The 21,869-nt window shown below is 67.8% G+C and carries 19 protein-coding genes; 10 read left to right on the plus strand and 9 right to left on the minus strand.

The window, feature by feature from the left end; translation table 11 throughout:
- The coding region (gene glnE, locus ACPUER_RS14085) for a bifunctional [glutamate--ammonia ligase]-adenylyl-L-tyrosine phosphorylase/[glutamate--ammonia-ligase] adenylyltransferase (protein WP_425131399.1) at nucleotides 1-2,711 on the plus strand (2,711 nt) is incomplete at its 5' end.
- Nucleotides 2,712-2,824: 113 nt separating this feature from the next.
- Here glnE and recN read toward each other — a convergent pair.
- Together recN and ACPUER_RS14095 are read right to left on the minus strand one after the other, a co-directional pair.
- Nucleotides 2,825-4,474 carry a DNA repair protein RecN gene (gene recN / locus ACPUER_RS14090; RefSeq protein WP_425131400.1) on the minus strand — a complete coding sequence of 550 codons (1,650 nt, stop codon included), beginning with the start codon at nucleotides 4,472-4,474 and terminating at the stop codon, nucleotides 2,825-2,827.
- 19 nt (nucleotides 4,475-4,493) lie between these two features.
- Nucleotides 4,494-5,399, minus strand: a complete 906-nt coding sequence (locus ACPUER_RS14095) for an NAD kinase (RefSeq protein WP_175962468.1) — start codon at nucleotides 5,397-5,399, stop codon at nucleotides 4,494-4,496.
- 131 nt (nucleotides 5,400-5,530) lie between these two features.
- Here ACPUER_RS14095 and hrcA point away from each other — a divergent pair, with 131 nt between their 5' ends.
- The 3 genes from hrcA (at nucleotide 5,531) to ACPUER_RS14110 (ending at nucleotide 8,338) form a co-directional block, all read left to right on the plus strand.
- Nucleotides 5,531-6,553: a heat-inducible transcriptional repressor HrcA gene (gene hrcA, locus ACPUER_RS14100; RefSeq protein WP_011544637.1), complete on the plus strand. Its 1,023-nt coding sequence runs from the start codon at nucleotides 5,531-5,533 to the stop codon at nucleotides 6,551-6,553.
- Between the two features lie 145 nt (nucleotides 6,554-6,698).
- Entirely contained in the window at nucleotides 6,699-7,763 is a 1,065-nt protein-coding gene (hemH, locus tag ACPUER_RS14105; RefSeq protein ID WP_105389819.1) for a ferrochelatase, read from the plus strand.
- A gap of 167 nt (nucleotides 7,764-7,930) precedes the next feature.
- Nucleotides 7,931-8,338, plus strand: coding sequence for an RNA-binding S4 domain-containing protein (locus tag ACPUER_RS14110; RefSeq protein ID WP_175962469.1), 408 nt, complete (start codon nucleotides 7,931-7,933; stop codon nucleotides 8,336-8,338).
- Here the strand turns inward: ACPUER_RS14110 and ACPUER_RS14115 are convergent.
- Entirely contained in the window at nucleotides 8,310-8,471 is a 162-nt protein-coding gene (locus ACPUER_RS14115) for a hypothetical protein (RefSeq protein ID WP_175962470.1), read from the minus strand. The two genes, ACPUER_RS14110 and ACPUER_RS14115, sit on opposite strands and share 29 nt — an antisense overlap.
- Nucleotides 8,472-8,825: 354 nt before the next feature.
- Between ACPUER_RS14115 and grpE the strand changes: the two genes are divergently transcribed.
- From grpE to ACPUER_RS14140, 5 genes are all read left to right on the plus strand, one after another.
- Nucleotides 8,826-9,371, plus strand: a complete 546-nt coding sequence (grpE, locus tag ACPUER_RS14120; protein ID WP_047899866.1) for a nucleotide exchange factor GrpE — start codon at nucleotides 8,826-8,828, stop codon at nucleotides 9,369-9,371.
- A gap of 10 nt (nucleotides 9,372-9,381) precedes the next feature.
- The gene (locus tag ACPUER_RS14125; protein WP_425131401.1) at nucleotides 9,382-9,807 is read left to right on the plus strand and encodes a thioredoxin family protein; all 426 of its coding nucleotides are present in this window, start codon (nucleotides 9,382-9,384) and stop codon (nucleotides 9,805-9,807) included.
- Nucleotides 9,808-9,954: 147 nt separating this feature from the next.
- Nucleotides 9,955-11,907 (plus strand): molecular chaperone DnaK, encoded by a 1,953-nt coding sequence (dnaK, locus tag ACPUER_RS14130; RefSeq protein WP_175962472.1) that lies wholly within the window; start codon nucleotides 9,955-9,957, stop codon nucleotides 11,905-11,907.
- 266 nt (nucleotides 11,908-12,173) lie between these two features.
- Entirely contained in the window at nucleotides 12,174-13,310 is a 1,137-nt protein-coding gene (gene dnaJ, locus ACPUER_RS14135) for a molecular chaperone DnaJ (RefSeq protein ID WP_072436267.1), read from the plus strand.
- A 4-nt stretch (nucleotides 13,311-13,314) separates the two neighbouring features.
- Nucleotides 13,315-15,267, plus strand: a complete 1,953-nt coding sequence (locus ACPUER_RS14140) for a chorismate-binding protein (protein ID WP_425131402.1) — start codon at nucleotides 13,315-13,317, stop codon at nucleotides 15,265-15,267.
- A 146-nt stretch (nucleotides 15,268-15,413) separates the two neighbouring features.
- Here the strand turns inward: ACPUER_RS14140 and panB are convergent, their stop codons facing one another.
- The 6 genes from panB to hda are packed head-to-tail and all read right to left on the minus strand — an operon-like array spanning nucleotide 15,414 to nucleotide 20,507.
- Nucleotides 15,414-16,229, minus strand: coding sequence for a 3-methyl-2-oxobutanoate hydroxymethyltransferase (gene panB, locus ACPUER_RS14145; RefSeq protein WP_425131403.1), 816 nt, complete (start codon nucleotides 16,227-16,229; stop codon nucleotides 15,414-15,416).
- Between the two features lie 43 nt (nucleotides 16,230-16,272).
- Nucleotides 16,273-16,959 carry a deoxynucleoside kinase gene (locus ACPUER_RS14150; RefSeq protein ID WP_072436264.1) on the minus strand — a complete coding sequence of 229 codons (687 nt, stop codon included), beginning with the start codon at nucleotides 16,957-16,959 and terminating at the stop codon, nucleotides 16,273-16,275.
- The gene (gene folK, locus ACPUER_RS14155; protein WP_034182800.1) at nucleotides 16,956-17,498 is read right to left on the minus strand and encodes a 2-amino-4-hydroxy-6-hydroxymethyldihydropteridine diphosphokinase; all 543 of its coding nucleotides are present in this window, start codon (nucleotides 17,496-17,498) and stop codon (nucleotides 16,956-16,958) included. Before folK ends, ACPUER_RS14150 begins: the two co-directional genes overlap by 4 nt.
- Nucleotides 17,499-17,533: 35 nt before the next feature.
- Entirely contained in the window at nucleotides 17,534-19,072 is a 1,539-nt protein-coding gene (pcnB, locus tag ACPUER_RS14160; protein ID WP_425131404.1) for a polynucleotide adenylyltransferase PcnB, read from the minus strand.
- A gap of 5 nt (nucleotides 19,073-19,077) precedes the next feature.
- The gene (locus ACPUER_RS14165; protein ID WP_425131405.1) at nucleotides 19,078-19,755 is read right to left on the minus strand and encodes an HAD family hydrolase; all 678 of its coding nucleotides are present in this window, start codon (nucleotides 19,753-19,755) and stop codon (nucleotides 19,078-19,080) included.
- 11 nt (nucleotides 19,756-19,766) lie between these two features.
- Entirely contained in the window at nucleotides 19,767-20,507 is a 741-nt protein-coding gene (gene hda / locus ACPUER_RS14170) for a DnaA regulatory inactivator Hda (protein ID WP_279388899.1), read from the minus strand.
- Between the two features lie 241 nt (nucleotides 20,508-20,748).
- On the opposite strand from hda, the gene purM reads away from it, so the two are divergent.
- Complete coding sequence (gene purM / locus ACPUER_RS14175; RefSeq protein ID WP_175962477.1) at nucleotides 20,749-21,804, plus strand: phosphoribosylformylglycinamidine cyclo-ligase; 1,056 nt, start codon at nucleotides 20,749-20,751, stop codon at nucleotides 21,802-21,804.
- The last annotated feature ends 65 nt before the right edge of the window (nucleotides 21,805-21,869 follow it).

Here is a 21,869-nt window from a genome sequence, read left to right on the forward strand (position 1 = left end):
CCGCGTGGGCCGCCGCGCCGCTCGCCCGCGCGCAGCTCGATGCGCGCCTCACCGAACTGCTCGCGATGCCGGACGGCGCGGCCGCGCCGTCCGAGGAGCAACTGAAGCGCGCGCTGCGGCAACTGCGCGCCGAGGCGTTCGGCGCGGTCGCGGAGCGCGACCTGCGCGGGCTGGCGGACGTCGCCGAGGTGACGGGCGCGATGACCGATCTCGCCGAAGTGGCCGTGCAGCGCTCGCTGGCGCTGCTGTCGGCCGAACTCGAGGCGCAGTACGGCGAGCCGCGCGGCGCCGACGGCCAACGCGTCGTGCTCGGTGTAGTCGGGATGGGCAAGCTCGGCGGCCGCGAGCTGAACGTGTCGTCGGACATCGACCTGATCTTCGTGTACGAGGACGACGGCGAGACGACCGGCGGCGCGCGCGCGCCGCTGTCCACGCAGGAATACTTCACGCGGCTCGGCCGGCGCCTGATCGGCGTGCTGTCCGAGGTCACCGCCGACGGCTACGTGTTTCGCGTCGACATGCGGCTGCGCCCGAACGGCGATTCGGGGCCGCTCGTGTGCAGCATCGGGATGCTCGAGGAATATTTCTACGTGCAGGGGCGCGAGTGGGAGCGCTATGCGTGGATCAAGGGGCGGCTCGTGTCGGAAGGCGACAGCGATGCGGCGCGGCGGCTGGAGTCGCAGCTCGAGTCGATCGTCAAGCCGTTCGTGTACCGCCGCTATCTCGATTTCGGCGTGATCGGCGCGATCCGTTCGCTGCACCAGCAGATTCGGCAGGAAGCCGCGCGCCGTGCGTCGATGCGCCCCGACAAGGCCGACGACATCAAGCTCGGCCGCGGCGGGATTCGCGAGATCGAGTTCAGCGCGCAGGTGTTCCAGCTGATCCGCGGCGGCCAGGATGCGGAATTCCGCGTGCGGCCGACGCTCGCGGTGCTGCGCCATGCGCAGGCGCGCGGGCTGATCGGCGAGGACGTGTGCGCACGCCTGACCGACGCTTACCAATTCCTGCGTACGCTCGAGCACCGGCTGCAGTACCGCAACGACGCGCAGACGCACGCGATGCCGGTCGAGCCCGACGAACGCGCGGCATTGGCCGCGTCGCTCGGCTTTGCCGACTATGCGGCGCTGATGACGGTGCTGGACGAGTACCGGAACTTCGTCGAGGCGCAGTTCGACCAGATCTTCGCGGACAAGGTGAACGGCGCGCCCTGCGGCGCAGGCGAAGAGACGGCCGCCGCGTGGATCTGGAGCGGCGCGCTCGCCGACGACGGCGAGGACGACGCGCTCGCGGCCCGCCTCGACGGCCTCGGCTTCGCCGATCCGGCGGCGGTGCTCGCGCGGCTGCGCGCGGTCTGGCAATCGTCGCGCTACACGGGCCTGCCGGAAAAGAGCCGGCACCGCTTCGACCGCGTTGCCCAACGCGCGCTGGAGGCCGCGCCGCGGATCGACGCCGCGCGCCGCGACGACACGATCGTGCGCCTGTTCGACCTGCTCGAGACGGTCAGCCGGCGGGGCGTCTATCTCGCGCTGCTGACCGAATATCCGGCCGCGCTCGACCGCGTGCTGTCGGTGCTCGGCGCGACGCGCTGGGGCGGCGGTTACCTGATCCGCCACCCGCAACTGCTCGACGAACTGCTCGACGACGAGGCGATCGCGAGCCCGTTCGACTGGCCCGCGTTCAAGGACGCGCTGCGCGCGCGCCTCGCGGCGGCCGACGGCCCCGAGCAACAGATGGACCTGCTGCGGCACGCGCAGCACGCGGAGGTGTTCCGGATCCTGCTGATCGATCTTGCCGGGCAACTGTCGGTCGAGCACGTGAGCGACCGGCTGTCCGAGCTGGCCGATGCGGTGCTCGACGTGACGATCGAGGTCGTCTGGTCGCAGCTCGCGAAGCGCCATCGCGACGTGCCGAAATTCGCGGTGATCGCGTACGGCAAGCTGGGCGGCAAGGAGCTCGGCTACGCCTCGGATCTCGACCTGATCTTCCTGTACGACGACCCCGACGAGCGCTCGGCGGACGTCTACACGACCTTCACGCGGCGGCTCATCACGTGGCTCACGACGGCGACCGGCGCGGGCGCGCTGTTCGACATCGACCTGCGGCTGCGGCCGAACGGCGAGGCCGGGCTGCTCGTCACCGATCTCGACGCGTTCCGCCGCTACCAGCTGCGCGAGGGCGACGCCGCGAACACCGCGTGGGTATGGGAGCACCAGGCGCTGACGCGCGCCCGCTACAGCGCGGGCGACGCGCAGATCGGCGCGGACTTCGAGGCGATCCGCCAGCAGGTGCTGACGACGCCGCGCGACGGCGGCGTGCTCGCGAAGGAGATCGTCGACATGCGCGGCAAGGTGTTTGCCGGTCACCCGAACCAGACCGAGCTGTTCGACCTGAAGCACGATCGCGGCGGGATGGTCGACATCGAGTTCATCGTCCAGTACTGGGTGCTGCTGCACGCGTCGAGCGACGCCGAGCTGATCCGCAACACCGGCAACATCGCGCTGCTGCGCGAGGTCGCGCGCTTCGGGCTGATGGGCGAGGACGAGGCCGAACGCGTCGGCGCGGCCTACCGCAAGTACCGGAAGCTGCAGCACAAGCTGCGACTCGACGGGATGGAGAAGGCGCGCGTCGATCCGGCCGTGGTGGCAGACGAGCGGGCGGCCGTGACGGCGCTGTGGACGCGTGTGTTCGGGGCGGTTGAAACGAACGTTTGAACGAGGGGCGGGGCGGGTTGCGGGCGCTCCGTCCGCAGGCGCTTTGCCGTGAAAGCCGAACGGTGCGAGCCCGTTCGGCGTGGACGGGACAGTGGGGCAGCCCGACGGCCGCGTCAGGCCGCCAGCATTTCCTTCGCGTGCTTGCGCGTCGTCGCCGTGATCTCGAGCCCACCGAGCATCCGCGCGACTTCCTCGATCCGGTTGGCGCGGTCGAGCGCGACGACCGTCGACACCGTGCCGCCGCGGTCGTCGGCGCCCTTCGCGACCTGGAAGTGGTGGTCGCCGCGCGCAGCGACCTGCGGCAGGTGCGTCACGCACAGCACCTGGCGGTCGCGCCCGAGCTGGTGCAGCAGGCGGCCGACCACTTCGGCGACGCCGCCGCCGATCCCCGTATCGACTTCGTCGAAGATCAGCGTCGGCGTCGGGCTCGCCGCGCTCGCGATCACGGCGAGCGCGAGGCTGATCCGCGCGAGCTCGCCACCCGACGCGACCTTCGCGAGCGGCCGCAGCGGCACGCCGGCGTGCCCGGCGACCCGGAACTCGACCTGCTCGAGCCCGTGCGGGCCGCCGTCGGCGAGCGGCACGAGCGCGACTTCGAAACTTCCGCCCGCCATCGACAGTTCCTGCATGCCGGCCGTGACGGCCGTGCCCAGTGCCTTGGCGGCCTGCGCGCGCGCCTTCGACAGGTGTTTCGCGTCGGCGAGATAGGCTTCCCGCGCCTTGGCCTGCGCCGCCTCGAGCGCGCCGAGATCGGCGGCCGCGTCGAGCGCGGCGAGCTGCGCGCGGCGAGCCGCATGTTCTTCGTGCAGCGTGTCGGGCGGCAGCCGGAACTTGCGGGCGGTCGAGTGCAGCGCATCGAGACGCGTTTCGACCTGCGCGAGCCGCTCGGGATCGAGATCGACGCGCTGCGCATAGTGCGATAGCGAATAGACGGCTTCCTGCAGCTGGATTTCGGCCGGTTCGAGCGACGCGAGCGCGTCGCCGAGCGCGGTGTCGTAGTCGGCGAGGCTGCGCAGCTTCGACACGATCGCGCCGAGCTGCGCGAGCATCGCGTCGTCGGACTCGGACAGCGCGTTGAGCGCGCCACGCACGCCTTCGATCAGGTTCGCCGAATGCGACAGGCGCTTGTGCTCGTTGCTGACTTCGTCCCATTCGCCGGCTTGCGGCGCGAGCTTGTCTAGCTCGGCGAGCTGCCACGCGAGCTTTTCGCGTTCGAGCTGCAGCTCGCGCTCGTGCGCCTTCGCGGCGTCGATCGCCTGCGTCGCGTCGCGCCAGACGCGCCACGCGCGCGCGACGTTCGCGGCATCGGCGACGAGCCCCGCGTGCGTGTCGAACAGCTCGCGCTGCGCATCGGGCCGCATCAGCAGCTGGTGCGCGTGCTGGCCGTGGATGTCGACGAGCATCTCGCCGAGTTCGCGCAGTTGCGCGAGCGTCGCGCTGGTGCCGTTGATGAACGCGCGCGAACGGCCGTTCGCGTCGATCACGCGGCGCAGCATCACGGTGTCCTCGGCGTCGAACGCGTGTTCGTCGAGCCAGCGCGCGACACGATCGTGCGGCGTGAATTCGGCCGTGATGTCGGCGCGGCCGCAGCCGGTGCGCACGACGCTCGCGTCGGCACGTTCGCCGAGCGCGAGGGCGAGGGCGTCGATCAGGATCGATTTCCCGGCGCCGGTTTCGCCGGAAAAGACGGAAAAGCCGCTGTCGAATTCGAGATCGAGCGCGGCCACGATGACGAAGTCGCGGATCGAGAGGTGGCGGAGCATGGTGTCGGGCGGTGGGGCGTCAGGACGCTGCGTCGTCGTCTTCGTTCGACGCGTGTTCGTTCCAGTGCAGCTTCTTGCGCAGCGTCGCGTAGTAGCTGTAGCCGATCGGGTGCAGGAACGGCACCGTGTGCTTCGAGCGGCGCACCTCGATCGTGTCGTTCAGTTCGAGCGAGGTGAACGACTGCATGTCGAAGTTCACGTTGACGTCGCGCCCGCCGACGATCTGGATCGCGATCTTCGAATCGTCGGGCAGCACGATCGGCCGGTTCGACAGCGCGTGCGGCGCGATCGGCACGAGCACGATGCCCTGAAGCTGCGGATGGAGGATCGGGCCGGCCGACGACAGCGCGTACGCGGTCGAGCCCGTCGGCGTGGCGACGATCAGGCCGTCCGAACGCTGGTTGTACATGTACCGGCCGTCGACCGACGCGCGCAGCTCGACCATCCCGGAGAAGCCGCTGCGGTTCACGACGACGTCGTTGAACGCGAGCGCGTGGTAGATCGGTTCGCCGTCGCGCACGATCCTGGCCTCGAGCAGCGAGCGCTCCTCGCGCTCGAACTTGCCCGCCAGCATCACGGGGACGAGCGCGTGCATGTCGGCCGCCGCGATGTCCGTGATGAAGCCGAGCCGCCCGTGGTTGATCCCGATCAGCGGTGTCCGGTACGGCGCAAGCTGGCGGCCGATGCCGAGCATCGTGCCGTCGCCGCCCAGCACGACCGCCACGTCCGCGCGCGCCCCGATTTCGGCCGGGGTGAGCGCCGGATAGCCGGCGATGCCGAACTCGCGCGCGGTATCGCCTTCGAAGACGACCTCGAAGCCCAGCTTCGCCAGGCTGGCAGCCAGGGTGGCGAGCGGCTCGGCGATGCCGGGCGTGTTGCTCCGGCCGACGAGCGCGACGGTGTTGAACTGATTACCGGTTTTCATGCCGGCATTACACCATAGCTCGTTGACGAAAAGAACCGGATGTGCGCGGACGGGGCCGGATCGGGCCGGCCCGCGCAACGGTGGCCGACGCCACTCGCCGCGGTCGCGTGGTTGCGCTAAAATTTTCCACCATGCTAGATCCTCGCGCACGAACCCTCCTGAAAACCCTGATCGAACGGTATATCGCCGACGGTCAGCCAGTCGGATCGCGCACGTTGTCCCGTTATTCCGGGCTCGAGCTGAGCCCGGCGACGATCCGCAACGTGATGTCCGACCTGGAGGAACTCGGCCTCGTGTCGAGCCCGCACACGTCGGCCGGCCGCGTGCCGACGCCGCGCGGCTACCGGCTGTTCGTCGACACGATGCTGACGGTCGAGGCGCCGATCGACGCCGAGGCCGTCGCGCGGCAGGTGCAGAACACGCTGCAGGCCGGCGAGCCGCAGCAGCGGGTGGTGGCCGCCGCCGCGAGCGTGCTGTCGAACCTGTCGCAGTTCGCGGGCGTCGTGCTGACGCCGCGCCGTAGCCACGTGTTCAAGCAGATCGAGTTCATGCGCCTGTCGGACAAGCGCATCCTGCTGATCATCGTCACGCCCGAGGGCGACGTGCAGAACCGGATGCTCGCGACGCCGCGCGACTATTCGCCGTCGCAGCTGACCGAGGCGTCCAACTACATCAACGCGCATTTCGCCGGCCTGTCGTTCGACGAGGTGCGCCGCCGCCTGCGCGACGAGATCGACCAGTTGCGCGGCGACATGACCACGCTGATGCATGCGGCCGTGACGGCCAGCACCGAGGTGCCCGATACCGAGGACACCGTGCTGATTTCCGGCGAGCGCAACCTGCTCGAGGTGGCGGATCTTTCCTCCGACATGGCGCGGCTGCGCAAGCTGTTCGACGTGTTCGACCAAAAGACGGGCCTCCTGCAACTGCTCGACGTGTCGAGCCACGCCCAGGGCGTGCAGATCTTCATCGGCGGCGAATCGACGCTCGTGCCGATCGAGGAAATGAGCGTCGTCACCGCGCCTTACGAGGTGAACGGGCAGATCGTCGGCACGCTCGGCGTGATCGGCCCGACCCGCATGGCGTACAACCGCGTGATACCGATCGTCGACATCACCGCGCGCCTGCTGTCGCTCACGCTGAGCCAGCAGTAGCCGGCAGTAGCCAGCGGTAACCAGCCCGATCCCGCCCCGTCATCGTGCCGCGGCGCCGCCTGCGCCGACAGTCGGCCGAACGGCACGGGGCGGCCCGCTATAATTGAGAGCCGTCCGGTCCCGTGCCCCGAGCACGTTCTTGCCCATGCGTTTCGATCTTGAGCCGCCTTCGAGCACCGCGGCCGCCCATCGTATCGGCGTGCTGCTGATCAATCTCGGCACGCCCGACGCCCCCACGCCGCGCGCGGTGCGGCGCTATCTGGCCGAATTCCTGTCGGATCCGCGGGTCGTCGAAATCCCGCAGGCCGTCTGGCAGGTGCTGCTGCGCACGCTGATCCTGCCGCTGCGCGGCCGCGCGTCCGCGAAGAAATACGCGGCCGTATGGATGCCCGAGGGCTCGCCGCTGCGCGTGCACACCGAGCGCCAGACCGACGGCGTGCGGCATCTGCTCGTGTCGAACGGCTATCACGTGCTGGTCGATTACGCGATGCGCTACGGCAGCCCGAACATTGCGCACGCGCTCGCGCAGTTCAAGCGCTCGGGTGTCGAGCGCGTGCTGCTGATGCCGATGTATCCGCAATACTCGGCATCGACCACGGCCACCGCGTTCGATGCCGCATTCGGCGCGCTCGCGCGCATGCGCAACCAGCCGGAGGTGCGCACGGTGCGGCACTACGCCGACCATCCGGCCTACATCCATGCGCTTGCCGAACAGGTGCGCCAGTACTGGGCGCAGCACGGCCGGCCCGACTTCGCGGCCGGCGACAAGCTCGTGCTGAGCTTTCACGGCGTGCCGAAGCGCACGCTCGACCTCGGCGACCCCTATCACGACCAGTGCCAGCAGACGGGCGCGCTGCTGATGGCCGCGCTCGGGCTGTCGACGACCGAATGCCGCGTCACCTTCCAGTCGCGCTTCGGCAAGGCCGAATGGCTGCAGCCGTATACCGCGCCGACGTTGCGCGAGTTCGGCGAGGCCGGCGTGCGGCGGGCCGACGTGTTCTGCCCTGGCTTCACGGCCGATTGCCTGGAGACGATCGAGGAGATCGGGATGGAAGTACGCGACGAATTCCTCGCCGGCGGCGGCAAGGCATTCCACCGCATTCCATGCCTGAACGGCGCGCCCGCGTGGCTCGGCGCGATCGGCGAGATCGTCGCCGAGAACCTGCAGGGCTGGCCCGTCAGGGCCGCGCAGCCCGAAGCGGTGAGCTGACATGGAACGAATCGCGCGCTCGCTTCATTCGCTGCGCCCCGGGGAGGCGGTCGGCCTCCTTGTGGCGGCCCGGCGGAGGCTGACGTGAAACGCCCCCCACGCTCTCTTTGTTCGCTGCCCCCCGAGGGGGCGGTCAGCCTCCTTGGGGCGGCCCGGCGGAGGCTGACATGAACTACAAGATTTCCACGCAACCGGGCGCGAAGCTGCGCATCGACAAATGGCTGTGGGCGGCCCGGTTCTTCAAGACGCGCTCGCTCGCGACCGATGCGGTCGACAAGGGGCACGTGAAGATCGGCGGCGCGGCGGTCAAGCCCGCGAAGGAGGTGCGCGTCGGCGACGAGGTCGAGATTGCGATCGACGGCATCGTCTGGCACATTGCCGTGCTGGGCGTGTGCGACGTGCGCGGACCGGCGAGCGTCGCGCAGACGCTTTACGAGGAAACGGAAGCGGGGCGGGCCGCGCGGCTCGCCGAACTGGAGCGGCGCCGCACGTATCGCGAGCCGGCGGCCGAACTGCACGGCCGGCCGACGAAGCGCGATCGGCGCATCATCGACAGATTTTCTGGTGGGAGCTGAACATCTGGTCGAAGGTCGCCCGCGCGCTTCCGTATTCGGTCGTGCGGTCGGTAACGGCTCCCGACAGGCAGATGGTGGTGGTGCCGGCAATGAGTACCAGCGCGACCAACGATATCGCAAAGGTCAGTTTCACGGTACTCCCCCTCGAAAGAAGGGTAAAAGCGGCGCCAGGTGGATGTAAGGCGACGGTCAGCTAGGGTAAACACGCTTTTCCGACGCTTGAGTGGAGTGTAGTGCAGCGGGCCTGTGCCAAGCTAGTAGTTGCCACGTAAGCGTTGTTACAGGCCGTTTCGCCCGATCTGGCGGACTATGCGAGGCCTGCACCGGCGGAGCGAGCGGTTGTTTCGCGGTATTGGAGAATGCCGGCGAATAACCGTCTTGAAATCGCAGTTTTCGTCCTTATTTGCACCAACGATGTGCGGTGCCGCCGGGTATACGATCCGGCGGTTGCCGATTTGGCTTCAACCTCTAATCGACTTTCAGCGACATGGAAAATACGCAAGAGAACCCGGCTACCCAATCGGCCGAAGACATCGGCAGCGAGAAGCAGGCGGCGCAAGGCGCTGCTCCCGCCGCCGAAGCAGCCGACGCGGCGCTCGCGGAGGCTCAAGCCAAGGTCGCCGAGCTGCAGGAGAGCTTCCTGCGGGCGAAGGCCGAGACCGAGAACGTGCGCCGCCGCGCGCAGGACGACGTCTCGAAGGCGCACAAGTTCGCGATCGAGAGCTTCGCGGAACACCTGCTGCCCGTGCTGGACAGCCTGGAAGCGGCCGTCAGCGATACGTCCGGCGACATCGCGAAGGTGCGCGAAGGCGTCGAACTGACGCTGCGCCAGCTGACGAGCGCGCTCGAGAAGGGCCGCGTCGTCGCGATCAACCCGGTCGGCGAGAAGTTCGATCCGCACCAGCACCAGGCGATTTCGATGGTGCCGGCCGAGCAGGAGCCGAACACCGTTGTCACGGTGCTGCAAAAGGGCTATACGATCGCCGACCGCGTGCTGCGTCCGGCGCTCGTCACCGTCGCGCAGCCGAAGTAAGGCTGCAGCGATGGTTCCCGCCGGCGTCGATCCGGCCGCGTTCGACGCGTTCGACATGCAGGCGCTGGCCGCCGACACGTTCGACGCGGGGATCGAAGGCGCCGGCGACGCGCTGGCGGTGGTGTTCTTCTGGGGCGTCGACTGCTTCAACTGCGAGATCGCGAAGAAGGCGATGCTCGCTCAGCCCGATGCAATTCGCGCGCTGGACCTGAAGTGGTTCCATTGCAACGTGTACGAACACCATCAGCTCGGGCGCCGCTTCGGGCTGCACGGCGTGCCGACGTGGTTCTTCTTCCACCGTGGCAAGCGCCTCGGCCGCGCGACGGGCTGGCATGGGCTCGCGCAGTTCCAGGCGGCAGTTTCGGCGGCGCGCGCGAAGATCGCGGCGGCGGGGCATGTTCCGGCGGCCGGCGATCCGGTAGCCGGCGGCGATTGAAAAAATTTAATATCCGCATCGCTTGTCGGGTCTTGAAAACGGACCGGACGGACGCATGTCGGGAACAGAGTTGAATTCTGGCGCGCGAAACCGCCAAAAAAAGCGGGGTTTCGCGCAGCAAACAGGCATTTCTGGAGATTAGGAAAAATGGGAAAGATCATCGGTATTGACCTCGGCACCACGAACTCGTGCGTTGCCATCATGGAAGGCAACCAGGTCAAGGTCATCGAGAACTCGGAAGGCGCGCGCACCACGCCGTCGATCATCGCGTACATGGACGACAACGAAGTGCTCGTCGGCGCGCCGGCCAAGCGTCAGTCGGTGACCAACCCGAAGAACACGCTGTTCGCGGTGAAGCGCCTGATCGGCCGCCGCTTCGAAGAGAAGGAAGTTCAGAAGGACATCGGCCTGATGCCGTACACCATCATCAAGGCCGACAACGGCGATGCATGGGTCGAGGCACATGGCGAAAAGCTCGCGCCGCCGCAGGTTTCGGCGGAAGTGCTGCGCAAGATGAAGAAGACGGCCGAAGACTACCTCGGCGAGCCGGTCACGGAAGCCGTGATCACGGTGCCGGCTTACTTCAACGACAGCCAGCGCCAGGCGACCAAGGATGCCGGCCGCATCGCGGGCCTCGAAGTCAAGCGGATCATCAACGAGCCGACAGCGGCCGCACTCGCGTTCGGTCTCGACAAGGCCGAGAAGGGCGACCGCAAGATCGCCGTGTATGACCTCGGCGGCGGCACGTTCGACGTGTCGATCATCGAGATCGCGGACGTCGACGGCGAAATGCAGTTCGAAGTGCTGTCGACCAACGGCGACACGTTCCTCGGCGGCGAGGACTTCGACCAGCGCATCATCGATTACATCATCGGCGAGTTCAAGAAGGAGCAGGGCGTCGACCTGTCGAAGGACGTGCTCGCGCTGCAACGCCTGAAGGAAGCCGCCGAAAAGGCGAAGATCGAGCTGTCGTCGAGCCAGCAGACCGAAATCAACCTGCCGTACATCACGGCGGACGCGTCGGGCCCGAAGCACTTGAACCTGAAGATCACCCGCGCGAAGCTGGAAGCGCTGGTGGAAGACCTCGTCGAGCGCACGATCGAGCCGTGCCGCATCGCGATCAAGGACGCGGGCGTCAAGGTGTCGGACATCGACGACGTGATCCTGGTCGGCGGCCAGACCCGCATGCCGAAGGTCCTGGAGAAGGTGAAGGAGTTCTTCGGCAAGGATCCGCGCCGTGACGTGAACCCGGACGAAGCCGTCGCGGTTGGCGCGGCGATCCAGGGCCAGGTCCTGTCGGGCGACCGCAAGGACGTGCTGCTGCTTGACGTGACCCCGCTGTCGCTCGGCATCGAGACGCTCGGCGGCGTGATGACGAAGATGATCAGCAAGAACACGACGATCCCGACGAAGCACGCGCAAGTGTATTCGACGGCGGACGACAACCAGGGCGCCGTGACGATCAAGGTGTTCCAGGGCGAACGCGAAATGGCGGCGGGCAACAAGCTGCTCGGCGAGTTCAACCTCGAAGGCATCCCGCCGGCACCGCGCGGCGTGCCGCAGATCGAAGTGACCTTCGACATCGACGCGAACGGCATCCTGCACGTCGGCGCGAAGGACAAGGCGACCGGCAAGGAAAACAAGATCACGATCAAGGCCAACTCGGGTCTGTCCGAGGCTGAAATCGACCAGATGATCAAGGACGCGGAAGCGAACGCAGCGGAAGACCACAAGCTGCGCGAGCTGGCCGATTCGCGCAACCAGGGCGACGCGCTGGTCCACAGCACGAAGAAGGCGCTCGCCGAGTACGGCGACAAGCTGGACGCGGGCGAGAAGGAAGCGATCGAAGCGTCGCTGAAGTCGCTCGAGGAAGCGCTGAAGGACACGTCGGCCGACAAGGCGGCGATCGACGCGAAGGTCGAGGAGCTCGGCAAGGTTTCGCAGAAGCTCGGCGAGAAGATGTACGCCGACATGCAGGCCCAGCAGGCGGGTGCCGCCGGCGCGGCGGGTGCAGCGGAAGGCGCGGCCCACGCAGGTGGCGCGCAGCAGGCTGCCGACGATGTCGTCGACGCCGAGTTCAAGGAAGTGAAGAAGGACTAAGCCGGGTTGCAACGGCACCGCACGCCGCGCGCTCGAACGCGCGCGGCGCGGCTGACAAGCGGCTGAAAAGCGGTCTGTCTTTCCTTCCGGATGGCCGGATCGACTCCACGCCTGGCGGGCTTCGCGGCCCTCCGGGCACATTTGTTTTTTGGCGGGTGCTGCGCGAGCCGTCCGCGGACGGGCGCAGCGCCAGACGAGTCGAGAGACTTTACTGCGGGCGAAAGGAGCCGCCGCGTGCGCGATGCGTGGCGGCACAGTGAATCGATATGGCGAAACGGGATTACTACGAGGTTCTGGGCGTCGCGAAGAATGCGAGCGACGACGAAATCAAGAAGGCGTATCGCAAGCTTGCGATGAAGCATCACCCTGACCGCAATCCGGACAACAAGGATGCGGAAGAGCATTTCAAGGAGGCGAAGGAAGCCTATGAAATGCTGTCGGACAGCCAGAAGCGGGCCGCGTACGACCAGTACGGCCACGCGGGCGTCGATCCGAACATGGGCGGTGCGGGCGCACAGGGTTTCGGCGGCTTCGCGGATGCGTTCGGCGACATCTTCGGCGACATCTTCGGCCAGGCCGCGGGCGGCGCCGCGCGCGGCGGCCGCGGCGGCCCGCAGGTGTACCGCGGCGCCGACCTGCGCTACAGCATGGAAATCACGCTCGAGCAGGCTGCGCACGGCTACGATACGCAGATCCGCGTGCCGAGCTGGGTGTCGTGCGAGGTCTGCCACGGGTCGGGCGCGAAGCCCGGCACGAAGCCGGAAACCTGCCCGACCTGTCACGGCCAGGGCACGGTGCGCATGTCGCAGGGCTTCTTCAGCATCCAGCAGACCTGCCCGAAGTGCCATGGCACGGGCACCTATATCCCCGAGCCGTGCGTGCACTGCCACGGGTCGGGCAAGGTGAAGGAAACCAAGACGCTCGAGGTGAAGATCCCGGCCGGGATCGACGACGGGATGCGGATCCGCTCGGCGGGCAACGGCGAGCCGGGCATCAACGGCGGGCCGCCGGGCGACCTGTACGTCGAGATCCACATCAAGCCGCACGCGGTGTTCGAGCGCGACGGCGACGATCTCCACTGCCAGATGCCGATCCCGTTTACGACCGCCGCGCTCGGCGGCGAGATCGAGGTGCCGACGCTGGCCGGCCGTGCGTCGTTCCCGGTGCCGGAAGGCACGCAGTCGGGCAAGACGTTCCGCCTGCGCGGCAAGGGCATCAAGGGGCTGCGTTCGAGTATCGCGGGCGATCTGTACGTGCACGTGCAGGTCGAGACGCCCGTGAAGCTGACCGACCACCAGCGCGATCTGCTCAAGCAGTTCGAGAAGTCGCTGGCCGAGGGCGGCGCGCGTCACAGCCCGCAGAGCAAGAGCTGGTTCGACCGTGTGAAGAGCTTCTTCGAGTAATGGCATGACTGAAGGCAACGAGAGCGCGTCGTTCGCGCTCTTGGACGATTGCGACTCGACCGCGTTCGCGCGGTCGAGTCGTTTGTATTCGGGATTCGTGCACGAACGCGTGTGCACGGATCCGGCGCGGCTCGACGAAATCGACGCGGCGGTTGCGCAGGACCTGCGCGACGGGCTGCATGCGGTGGTCGTCGGCGACTACGAATTCGGACGCAACCTGCAACGAGCGCAGCCGGGCGATGCCCCGCTGCGCTTTTTGCTATATGCGCGCTGCGAGCACCTGTCGTGCGACGAAGTCGACGCGTGGCTCGCGCAGCAGGACGGCGGCGGCTCGCCGTCGATCGCGGGCGTCGCGCATGTGACGAAGAGCGTGTCGCGCGACGCGTTCGACGCGGCGATCGCCGCGGTGCACGACGCGCTGCGCGCGGGCGATTCGTATCAGATCAACTACACGTACCGGCTGAATTTCGACGTATTCGGCACGCCGCTCGCGCTGTACCGGCGCCTGCGCGCGCGCCAGCCCGTGCGTTATGGCGCGCTGATCGCGCTGCCTGACGGCGCGTGGGTCGTGTCGTGCTCGCCGGAACTGTTCGTCGAGAAGCACGGCGACGTGCTGCGTGCACGGCCGATGAAGGGCACCGCGCCGCGTTCGGCCGATCCCCGCGACGATGCGGCAGCCGCCGCGTTCCTCGCGAGCGATCCGAAGAACCGCGCGGAAAACGTGATGATCGTCGACCTGTTGCGCAACGACGTGTCGCGGATCGCGCGCACCGGTACGGTCCGCGTGCCGGCGCTGTTCTCCGTCGAACCGTATGCGTCGGTGTGGCAGATGACGTCGACGGTCGAGGCCGGCTGGCGCGACGGCACGACGTTCGCGCAGATGCTGCGCGCGCTGTTTCCGTGCGGATCGATCACGGGTGCGCCGAAGCACATGACGATGCAGTTGATCGACGCGATCGAGTCGACGCCGCGCGGGCTCTATACGGGCGCGATCGGCTGGCTCGATGCGCCGCAGGAAGGCGCCGGTTCCGATGCGTGCGGCAATCGCGCGGCCGGTTGCGGCGATTTCTGCCTGTCGGTTGCGATCCGCACGCTGACGCTGGACGCGGCCGGCGAAGGTTCGGCAGGCGAAGGTGCGGCTGGAGAGGGCGCGGCCGCCACCGATACCGAAGAAGCACGAGATCCGGCAACGGCAACCGCCGATTGGCGCCGCGGCACGATGGGCGTCGGCGCGGGCATCGTGCTCGACAGCGTCGCGGCCGACGAATATGCGGAGTGCGAATTGAAAGCGCGATTCCTGACGGATGCCGATCCCGGCTTCCAGTTGTTCGAAACGACCGCCGCCACGCGTGCGGACGGTATCCGGCATCTCGATCGTCATCTCGTGCGGCTGCAGCGCAGCGCGGATGCGCTCGGCTTCCGCTTCGATGCCGATGCGTTGCGCCGCGAGATCGATGCGCGCTGCGCGGCGCTCGACGGCGACGGCCCTTACCGGATGAAGCTCTCGCTTGCGAAGGACGGCACGGTCGAGATCGTCGCGGCACCGCTCAAGCCGCTGCCGGCGGGGCCGGTCGGCGTGCTGCTGGCGTCCGCGCACGGTTTCGCGCCGACCCGCGCGAGCGATGCGCTGCTGCTGCACAAGACGACGCGCCGCGCCGAATACGACCGCGCATGGCAGGCGGCGGAGGCGCTCGGCGGTTTCGACATGCTGTTCGTCAACGAGCGCGGCGAGGTGACGGAAGGCGGGCGTTCGAACCTGTTCGTGAAGCTCGACGGCCAGTGGGTGACGCCGCCGCTGGCGTCCGGCGTGCTGCCGGGCGTGATGCGCGGCGTGCTGCTCGATGACCCTGCGTTCGGTGCGGCGGAGCGCGTCGTGACCTGCGACGATCTTGCGCGCGCGCAGGCGCTGCTGCTGGCCAACGCACTGCGCGGCGCGCTCGACGCGGTATTGAAATAACGAAGCGATGGATCGCGCACCGCGCCCATGCCGGTGCCGCGACGCTTTTCCTCGATGCAGCTACCGACAAAAAGCGCGGCGCCCCGCCAACGGGCCCGCGCTTTTTCATATCCGGGTGCCGGCGAACGCGCCGCCGGCCGTACACGTCAGAACGAATGTTCCGGACCGGGGAACGAACCGTCCTTCACCGCGCGCACGTACGCTTCGACGGCCGCCTGGATGTTCGGCTGACCCTGCATGAAATCCTTCACGAAGCGCGGCCGCTTGCCGGGGAAGATCCCGAGCATGTCGTGCAGCACGAGCACCTGCCCCGAGCAGTTCGCGCCCGCGCCGATGCCGATCGTCGGAACGCGCAGCATGTGCGTGACCTCGGCCCCGACGAGCGTCGGCACGGCCTCGAGCAGGACGACCTGCGCGCCGGCCGCTTCGACCGCGCGCGCGTCGCGCAGCAGTTGCGCAGCGCCAGCCTCGGTCTTGCCCTGCACCTTGAAGCCGCCGAACGCGTGCACCGATTGCGGCGTGAGGCCCACGTGCGCGCACACGGGCACCGCGCGCTCGACGAGGAAGCGGATCGTATCGGCGAGCCATTCGCCGCCTTCGAGCTTGATCATCTGCGCGCCCGCGCGCATCAGCTCGACGGCGCTCGCGAATGCTTCGGACGGCGTGCCGTACGTGCCGAACGGCAGGTCGGCCATGATCAGCGCGCGCGGCTGTGCGCGTGCGACACAGGCGGTGTGATACGCGATGTCGTCGAGCGTGACGGGCAGCGTGGTCGTATGGCCCTGCAGCACGTTGCCGAGCGAATCGCCGATCAGCAGCACGTCGGCGCCCGCGCGATCGAGCAGCGCGGCGAAGCTCGCGTCGTAGCACGTGAGCATCGCGATCTTCTCGCCGGCGTCGCGCATTGCCTGCAGCTTGGGCACCGTCACGGCAGGCCGGCTCGATTCCTGGAGATAGGTCATGGGAAATTCGGTTCGATGGGTGAAGAACGACAGGCGGGACGCGTCAGCGCGTCGTCTCGCCCTTGACGAAGAATTCCTTGCGGCCGCGCATCGTCTCGATGCGCTCGATCAGCAGCGCAAGATCTTCGGGGGAATCCAGCGGGTTCAGGTGTTCCGCGGCGACCGTCAGCACCGGCGTGCGGTCGTAGTGGTAGAAAAATTCGTTGTACGCGTCGACGAGCGAGCGCAGGTACGTGTCGCTGATCTGCAGTTCCATCGGCAGCCCGCGCTTCTGGATGCGCGAGAACAGCACTTCGGGGCTCGCCTGCAGGTAGACGACGAGGTCGGGCGACGGCGCCTGCGGCACGTCCACGTGCGTCGCGATCGACCGATAGAGCTGCCATTCGTCTTCCGGCAGGTTCAACCGCGCGAAGATGTCGTTCTTCTGCGGCATGAAATCGGCGACGACGGGGCGGCCCGTTTCCAGTGCGCCGACCAGTTCGCGCGCCTGCTGCGCGCGCTGCAGCGCGAACGACAGCTGCACGGGCAGCGCGTAGCGCGCGGTGTCGCGATAGAAGCGTTCGAGGAACGGATTGTCCTGCGGGCGTTCGAGCAGCGTCTGCATCGACCAGCGCTCGGCGAGCAGGCGCGCGAGCGTCGTCTTGCCGACGCCGATCGGGCCTTCGATCACGAGATAGCGGTGCGGGGCGCGCAGGTCGGGGGCGGTGACGGTCAGCGGAGTGGGGTTCATCGGCAGCGGTTCTTGTCGGTGTCGTCGCCGGCCGCGAGCGCCTTCTGCATCAGGCACTGGCAGGTCTGCACCTTTTCGACGCGCTGGTCCGCGACGGCGGCGAGGAACGCATCGGCGCGGCCGCGCGCGGGGATGTCGAGTGCCGGCTCGATCTCGACGAGCGGCACGAGCGCGAATGCGCGGTCGGTGAGGCGCGGGTGCGGGACGATCAGGTCGGGTTCGTCGATCGAGTCGGCGCCGAACAGCAGGATGTCGAGGTCGAGCGTGCGCGGCGCGTTGCGATACGGGCGCTCGCGCCCGAAGTGATGTTCGATCTTCTGGCAGAGCGCGAGCAGTTCGCGGGCAGACAGCGTCGTGTCGAGCTTGACGGCGCAGTTGTAGTAGTCGTCGCCGCCCGCTTCGAACGGCGCCGTGCGATACAGGCTCGATTTGCCGAGGATCGAGATGGTGCGCTGCTGTGCGAGGCACACCACCGCGTCCTTCAGGGTCTGGCGCGCATCGCCGAGATTCGCCCCCAGTCCGATATATGCAACCGTCATGGCATCACTTCCTACGTCGTTCGCCGGCGCGCGCGTCAGTCGTCGGAACCGCCCGCGGTGTCCGGTGCTTGCTCGGCGACACCTTCACCCGGCTTGCGGTTTCGCGCGCCGCCGCGGCGCCGCCGCTTGCGGGGCGACTTTTCCTTCGAGCCGCCCTGCGTGAGCAATGCCTCGCGGGCAGCCGCGTCGCCTTCGATGAAATCCGTCCACCACTGTCCGACATCCGCATCGAGCTCGCCGGATTCGCAGCGTAACAGGAGGAAATCATACCCCGCTCTAAACCTTTGGTGTTCCAGCAGCCGCATCGCGCTGCGGCCCGAGCGTTTCTCGAGGCGCAACTGCAGGCCCCAGATCTCGCGCATGTCGGCCGAATAGCGCTTGTGGATCGCGAGTTTCTCGGTCTGCATGTCGATCACGTCGTCCATCGCGCGATGGAGCGCCGGCACCGGGATCTCGCCTTCGGCCGTGTATTGCTCGAAGCGCTGGCGCATGTCGTGCCACAGCAGCGTCGCGAACAGGAAGCCGGGCGATACCGGCTTGCCGGCGCGCACGCGTGCATCGGTGTTGTTCAGCGCGAGCGTGATGAACTTTTCGCCCTGCGGCTGTTCGAGCACGACGTCGAGGAGCGGCAGTAGCCCGTGGTGCAGGCCTTCCTTGCGCAACTGCTTCAGGCACGCGAGCGCGTGGCCCGACAGCAGCAGCTTCAGCATTTCGTCGAACAGGCGCGCGGCCGGCACGTTGTTGATCAGGTCGGCCAGCGCGTTGATCGGCTCGCGCGTATGCGGCTCGATCTCGAAGCCGAGCTTCGCCGCGAAGCGCACGACGCGCAGCATCCGCACCGGATCCTCGCGGAAACGCGTGGCCGGATCGCCGATCATCCGCAGCAGGCGGGCGCGCATGTCGGCCATCCCGTCGTGGTAGTCGAGCACCGTCTGCGTCGACGGGTCGTAGTACATCGCGTTGATCGTGAAGTCGCGGCGCGCGGCATCTTCGTGCTGCTCGCCCCACACGTTGTCGCGCAGCACGCGGCCGCTCGCGTCGACCGCGTGCGTGCGGCGATCGAGTTCGTCGCGCTTCAGGCGCCGCGGCGGCTCGGCCGACGGGGCAGCCTCGGGCGGCGCGTCGACCAGCGCGCGGAACGTCGATACCTCGATCAGTTCCTGGCCGAACTGCACGTGGACGATCTGGAAGCGGCGGCCGATCAGGCGCGCGCGGCGGAACAGGCGCTGCACCTCGGTCGGCGTCGCGTCGGTCGCGACGTCGAAGTCCTTCGGCGCGATGCCGAACAGCAGGTCGCGAACCGCACCGCCGACGATGAACGCGCGAAAGCCTGCCTGCTGCAGCGTATCGGTCACGCGCACGGCATTCCTCGAGATCAGCGACGGATCGATCTGGTGCACGCTGGCCGGCACGACGGTCGGCTCATGGTTGCTGCGCGGTTTCTTCGCGCCGCCGCGTGCGCTTTTCGCGGGGCGCGGGGCAGCAGGGGCCGCTTCGTCGGCCGGAGCCGCTTCGGGGGGCGTTTGCTGGGCTTCGTCCTGGCCGAGCAGCTTGCGGATGAATTTTTTGATCACGACGTTCAGAATAAATCGAGGATACGCCAGCCGCGGGTGCTTGCATGCGCACGCAGCGTGTCGTCAGGGTTGGTCGCGATCGGGTCGGTGACTTTCTCGAGCAGCGGGATGTCGTTGTGCGAGTCGCTGTAGAAGTAGCTGTGCGCGAAGTCGTCCCAGTGCTTGCCGAGCGAGGCGAGCCATGCTTCGGTACGCACGATCTTGCCTTCGCGATAGCTCGGCGTGCCGGTCGGCCGGCCCGTGTACGGCGAATCGGGATGCCCGTCGGTCGTTTCGACTTCGCACGCGATCAGCGTATCGACGCCGAACGCGGTCGCGATCGGGCGCGTGATGAATTCGTTGGTCGCCGTCACGACGCAGCACCGGTCGCCCGCATCGAGATGCTTGCGCACGAGTTCGAGCGCGGCGGGCGTCATCGCGGGCCGGATCACCTCGTGCATGTACTGCTCGTGCCATTCGGCGAGCTGCGCGCGCGAATATTTCGCGAGCGGCGTGAGCATCGCCGTGAGGTACGCATGGATGTCGAGCTTGCCGGCCTTGTAGTCGGCGAAGAACTGATCGTTCTGACGCGAGAAGCTTTCCGCGTCGACGATGCCGAGCTTCACCATGAAGCGACCCCATTCGTGGTCGCTATCGGTCGGGATCAGCGTGTGATCGAGGTCAAAGAGTGCCAGATTAGTCATGGAAGCGCATTTTACTCGAAGCGGTTCGGGCCCGTGCCCGGTGGTGTGATGTCGTCGCCGGGACGCGCAAGCATGCGGCGCAGCAGCGGCAGCGTGACGGCGCGTTTCTGCTCGAGCGAGAAGCGGTCGAGCGCGTCGAGCAGCGCCATCAGGCTCGGCATGTCGCGGCGGAAATGGGTCAGCAGGTAGGCGGCGATGTCGTCGGTGAGCGCGATCCCGCGCTCCTTCGCCGCGAGCTTGAGCACGGCGATCTTGCCGGCGTCGGACGGCGGCGACAGGTGGAACACGAGCCCCCAGCCGAGGCGCGTGCGCAGATCCTCGCGCACATCGAGCGCGAGCGGCGCCGCGGGGCCCGCCGCGACGAACGCGCTCGACGGATGCGCGCGGACTTCGTTGAACAGGTTGAACAGCGCGACCTGCTGCGTGTCGGTCATCCGGTCGCAGTCGTCGATCGCGTAGATGCCGATGCGCGGGTCGAACGTGAACGCGCCGAGCGGGCTCTGCGGCGTCAGGTAGCGCGCATAGCCGTACGACGCGTCGCTCACGAGCGCCTGCAGCAGGTGGCTGCGGCCGCTGCCGGGCTCGCCCCAGATGTAGAACGACCGGTCCGGCACGGGGCCCGCCGCGAGCGCGAGGTCGAGCTTCTGCAGCCGCGTGACGAGCTCGTCGTTCTCCTCGCTCATGATGAAGTTGTCGAACGTGGCGGGCGGCGGCGTGCCGAGATCGAGCGTCAGTTGACGGGACACAGTCACAATGCGGGTCGGTTGAAAATACGCGCGCCGTACGCCGGGCACGCGCCGGGGACCGCGGCTCCGTGGGCTGCACGCGCGACCGCACGCACGGCGGCGCGCCGGTTTCGGCGCGGCTCGCTGGGCGATGAAAACGGGGACGTGTTGACCAAGATGCAATCCCTGACGATTCGGTGCGGGGAATTCCGGCCAACGGGCCGGCTTCGGGTAAAATCGCATTTTACCGACCTTCTCGCATTCCCCCATGAATCCTCCGAAATCCGCTCCCGACGCTCAGGGTCTGTCCTATCGCGACGCAGGCGTCGACATCGACGCTGGCGACGCGCTCATCGACAAGATCAAGCCTTTTGCGAAGAAAACCCTGCGCGACGGCGTGCTCGGCGGCATTGGCGGGTTCGGCGCGCTGTTCGAAGTGCCGAAGAAGTATCGCGAGCCCGTGCTCGTGTCGGGCACCGACGGCGTGGGCACCAAGCTCAAGCTGGCGTTTCATCTGAACAAACACGACACGGTCGGCCAGGATCTGGTCGCGATGAGCGTGAACGACATCCTCGTGCAGGGCGCCGAGCCGCTGTTCTTCCTCGACTACTTCGCGTGCGGCAAGCTCGACGTCGATACGGCCGCAACGGTCGTCAAGGGCATCGCGCAGGGTTGCGAGCTGTCGGGCTGCGCGCTGATCGGCGGCGAAACGGCCGAAATGCCGGGCATGTACCCGGACGGCGAATACGACCTGGCCGGCTTCGCGGTCGGTGCGGTCGAGAAGAGCAAGATCATCGACGGCAGCACGATCGCCGAAGGCGACGTGGTGCTGGGCCTCGCATCGAGCGGCATCCACTCGAACGGCTTCTCGCTTGTGCGCAAGATCATCGAGCGCGCGAACCCCGACCTGTCGGCCGATTTCCACGGCCGCTCGCTCGCCGACGCGCTGATGGCGCCGACCCGCATCTACGTGAAGCCGCTGCTCGCGCTGATGCAGAAGCTGTCGGTGAAGGGCATGGCGCACATCACGGGCGGCGGCCTCGTCGAGAACATTCCGCGCGTGCTGCGCGAAGGCCTCACCGCCGAGCTCGACCAGAACGCGTGGCCGCTGCCGCCGCTGTTCAAGTGGCTGCAGGAGCACGGCGGCGTCGCCGACGCGGAAATGCACCGCGTGTTCAACTGCGGGATCGGCATGGCCGTGATCGTCGCGGCGGCCGATGCCGACGCGGCGATCGCCGACCTGAGCGCCGCCGGCGAACAGGTGTGGAAGATCGGCACCGTGCGTGCGACCCGCGAAGGCGAGGCGCAGACGGTCGTGGTCTGACGCACCGCCAGCAGCAGATGCAGCAGGGAAAGCCGCCCGGAGTCGATCCGGGCGGCTTTTTTTTC

It is taken from the genome of Burkholderia sp. DN3021 (assembly GCF_049805555.1).
GTDB lineage: Bacteria > Pseudomonadota > Gammaproteobacteria > Burkholderiales > Burkholderiaceae > Burkholderia > Burkholderia pyrrocinia_C.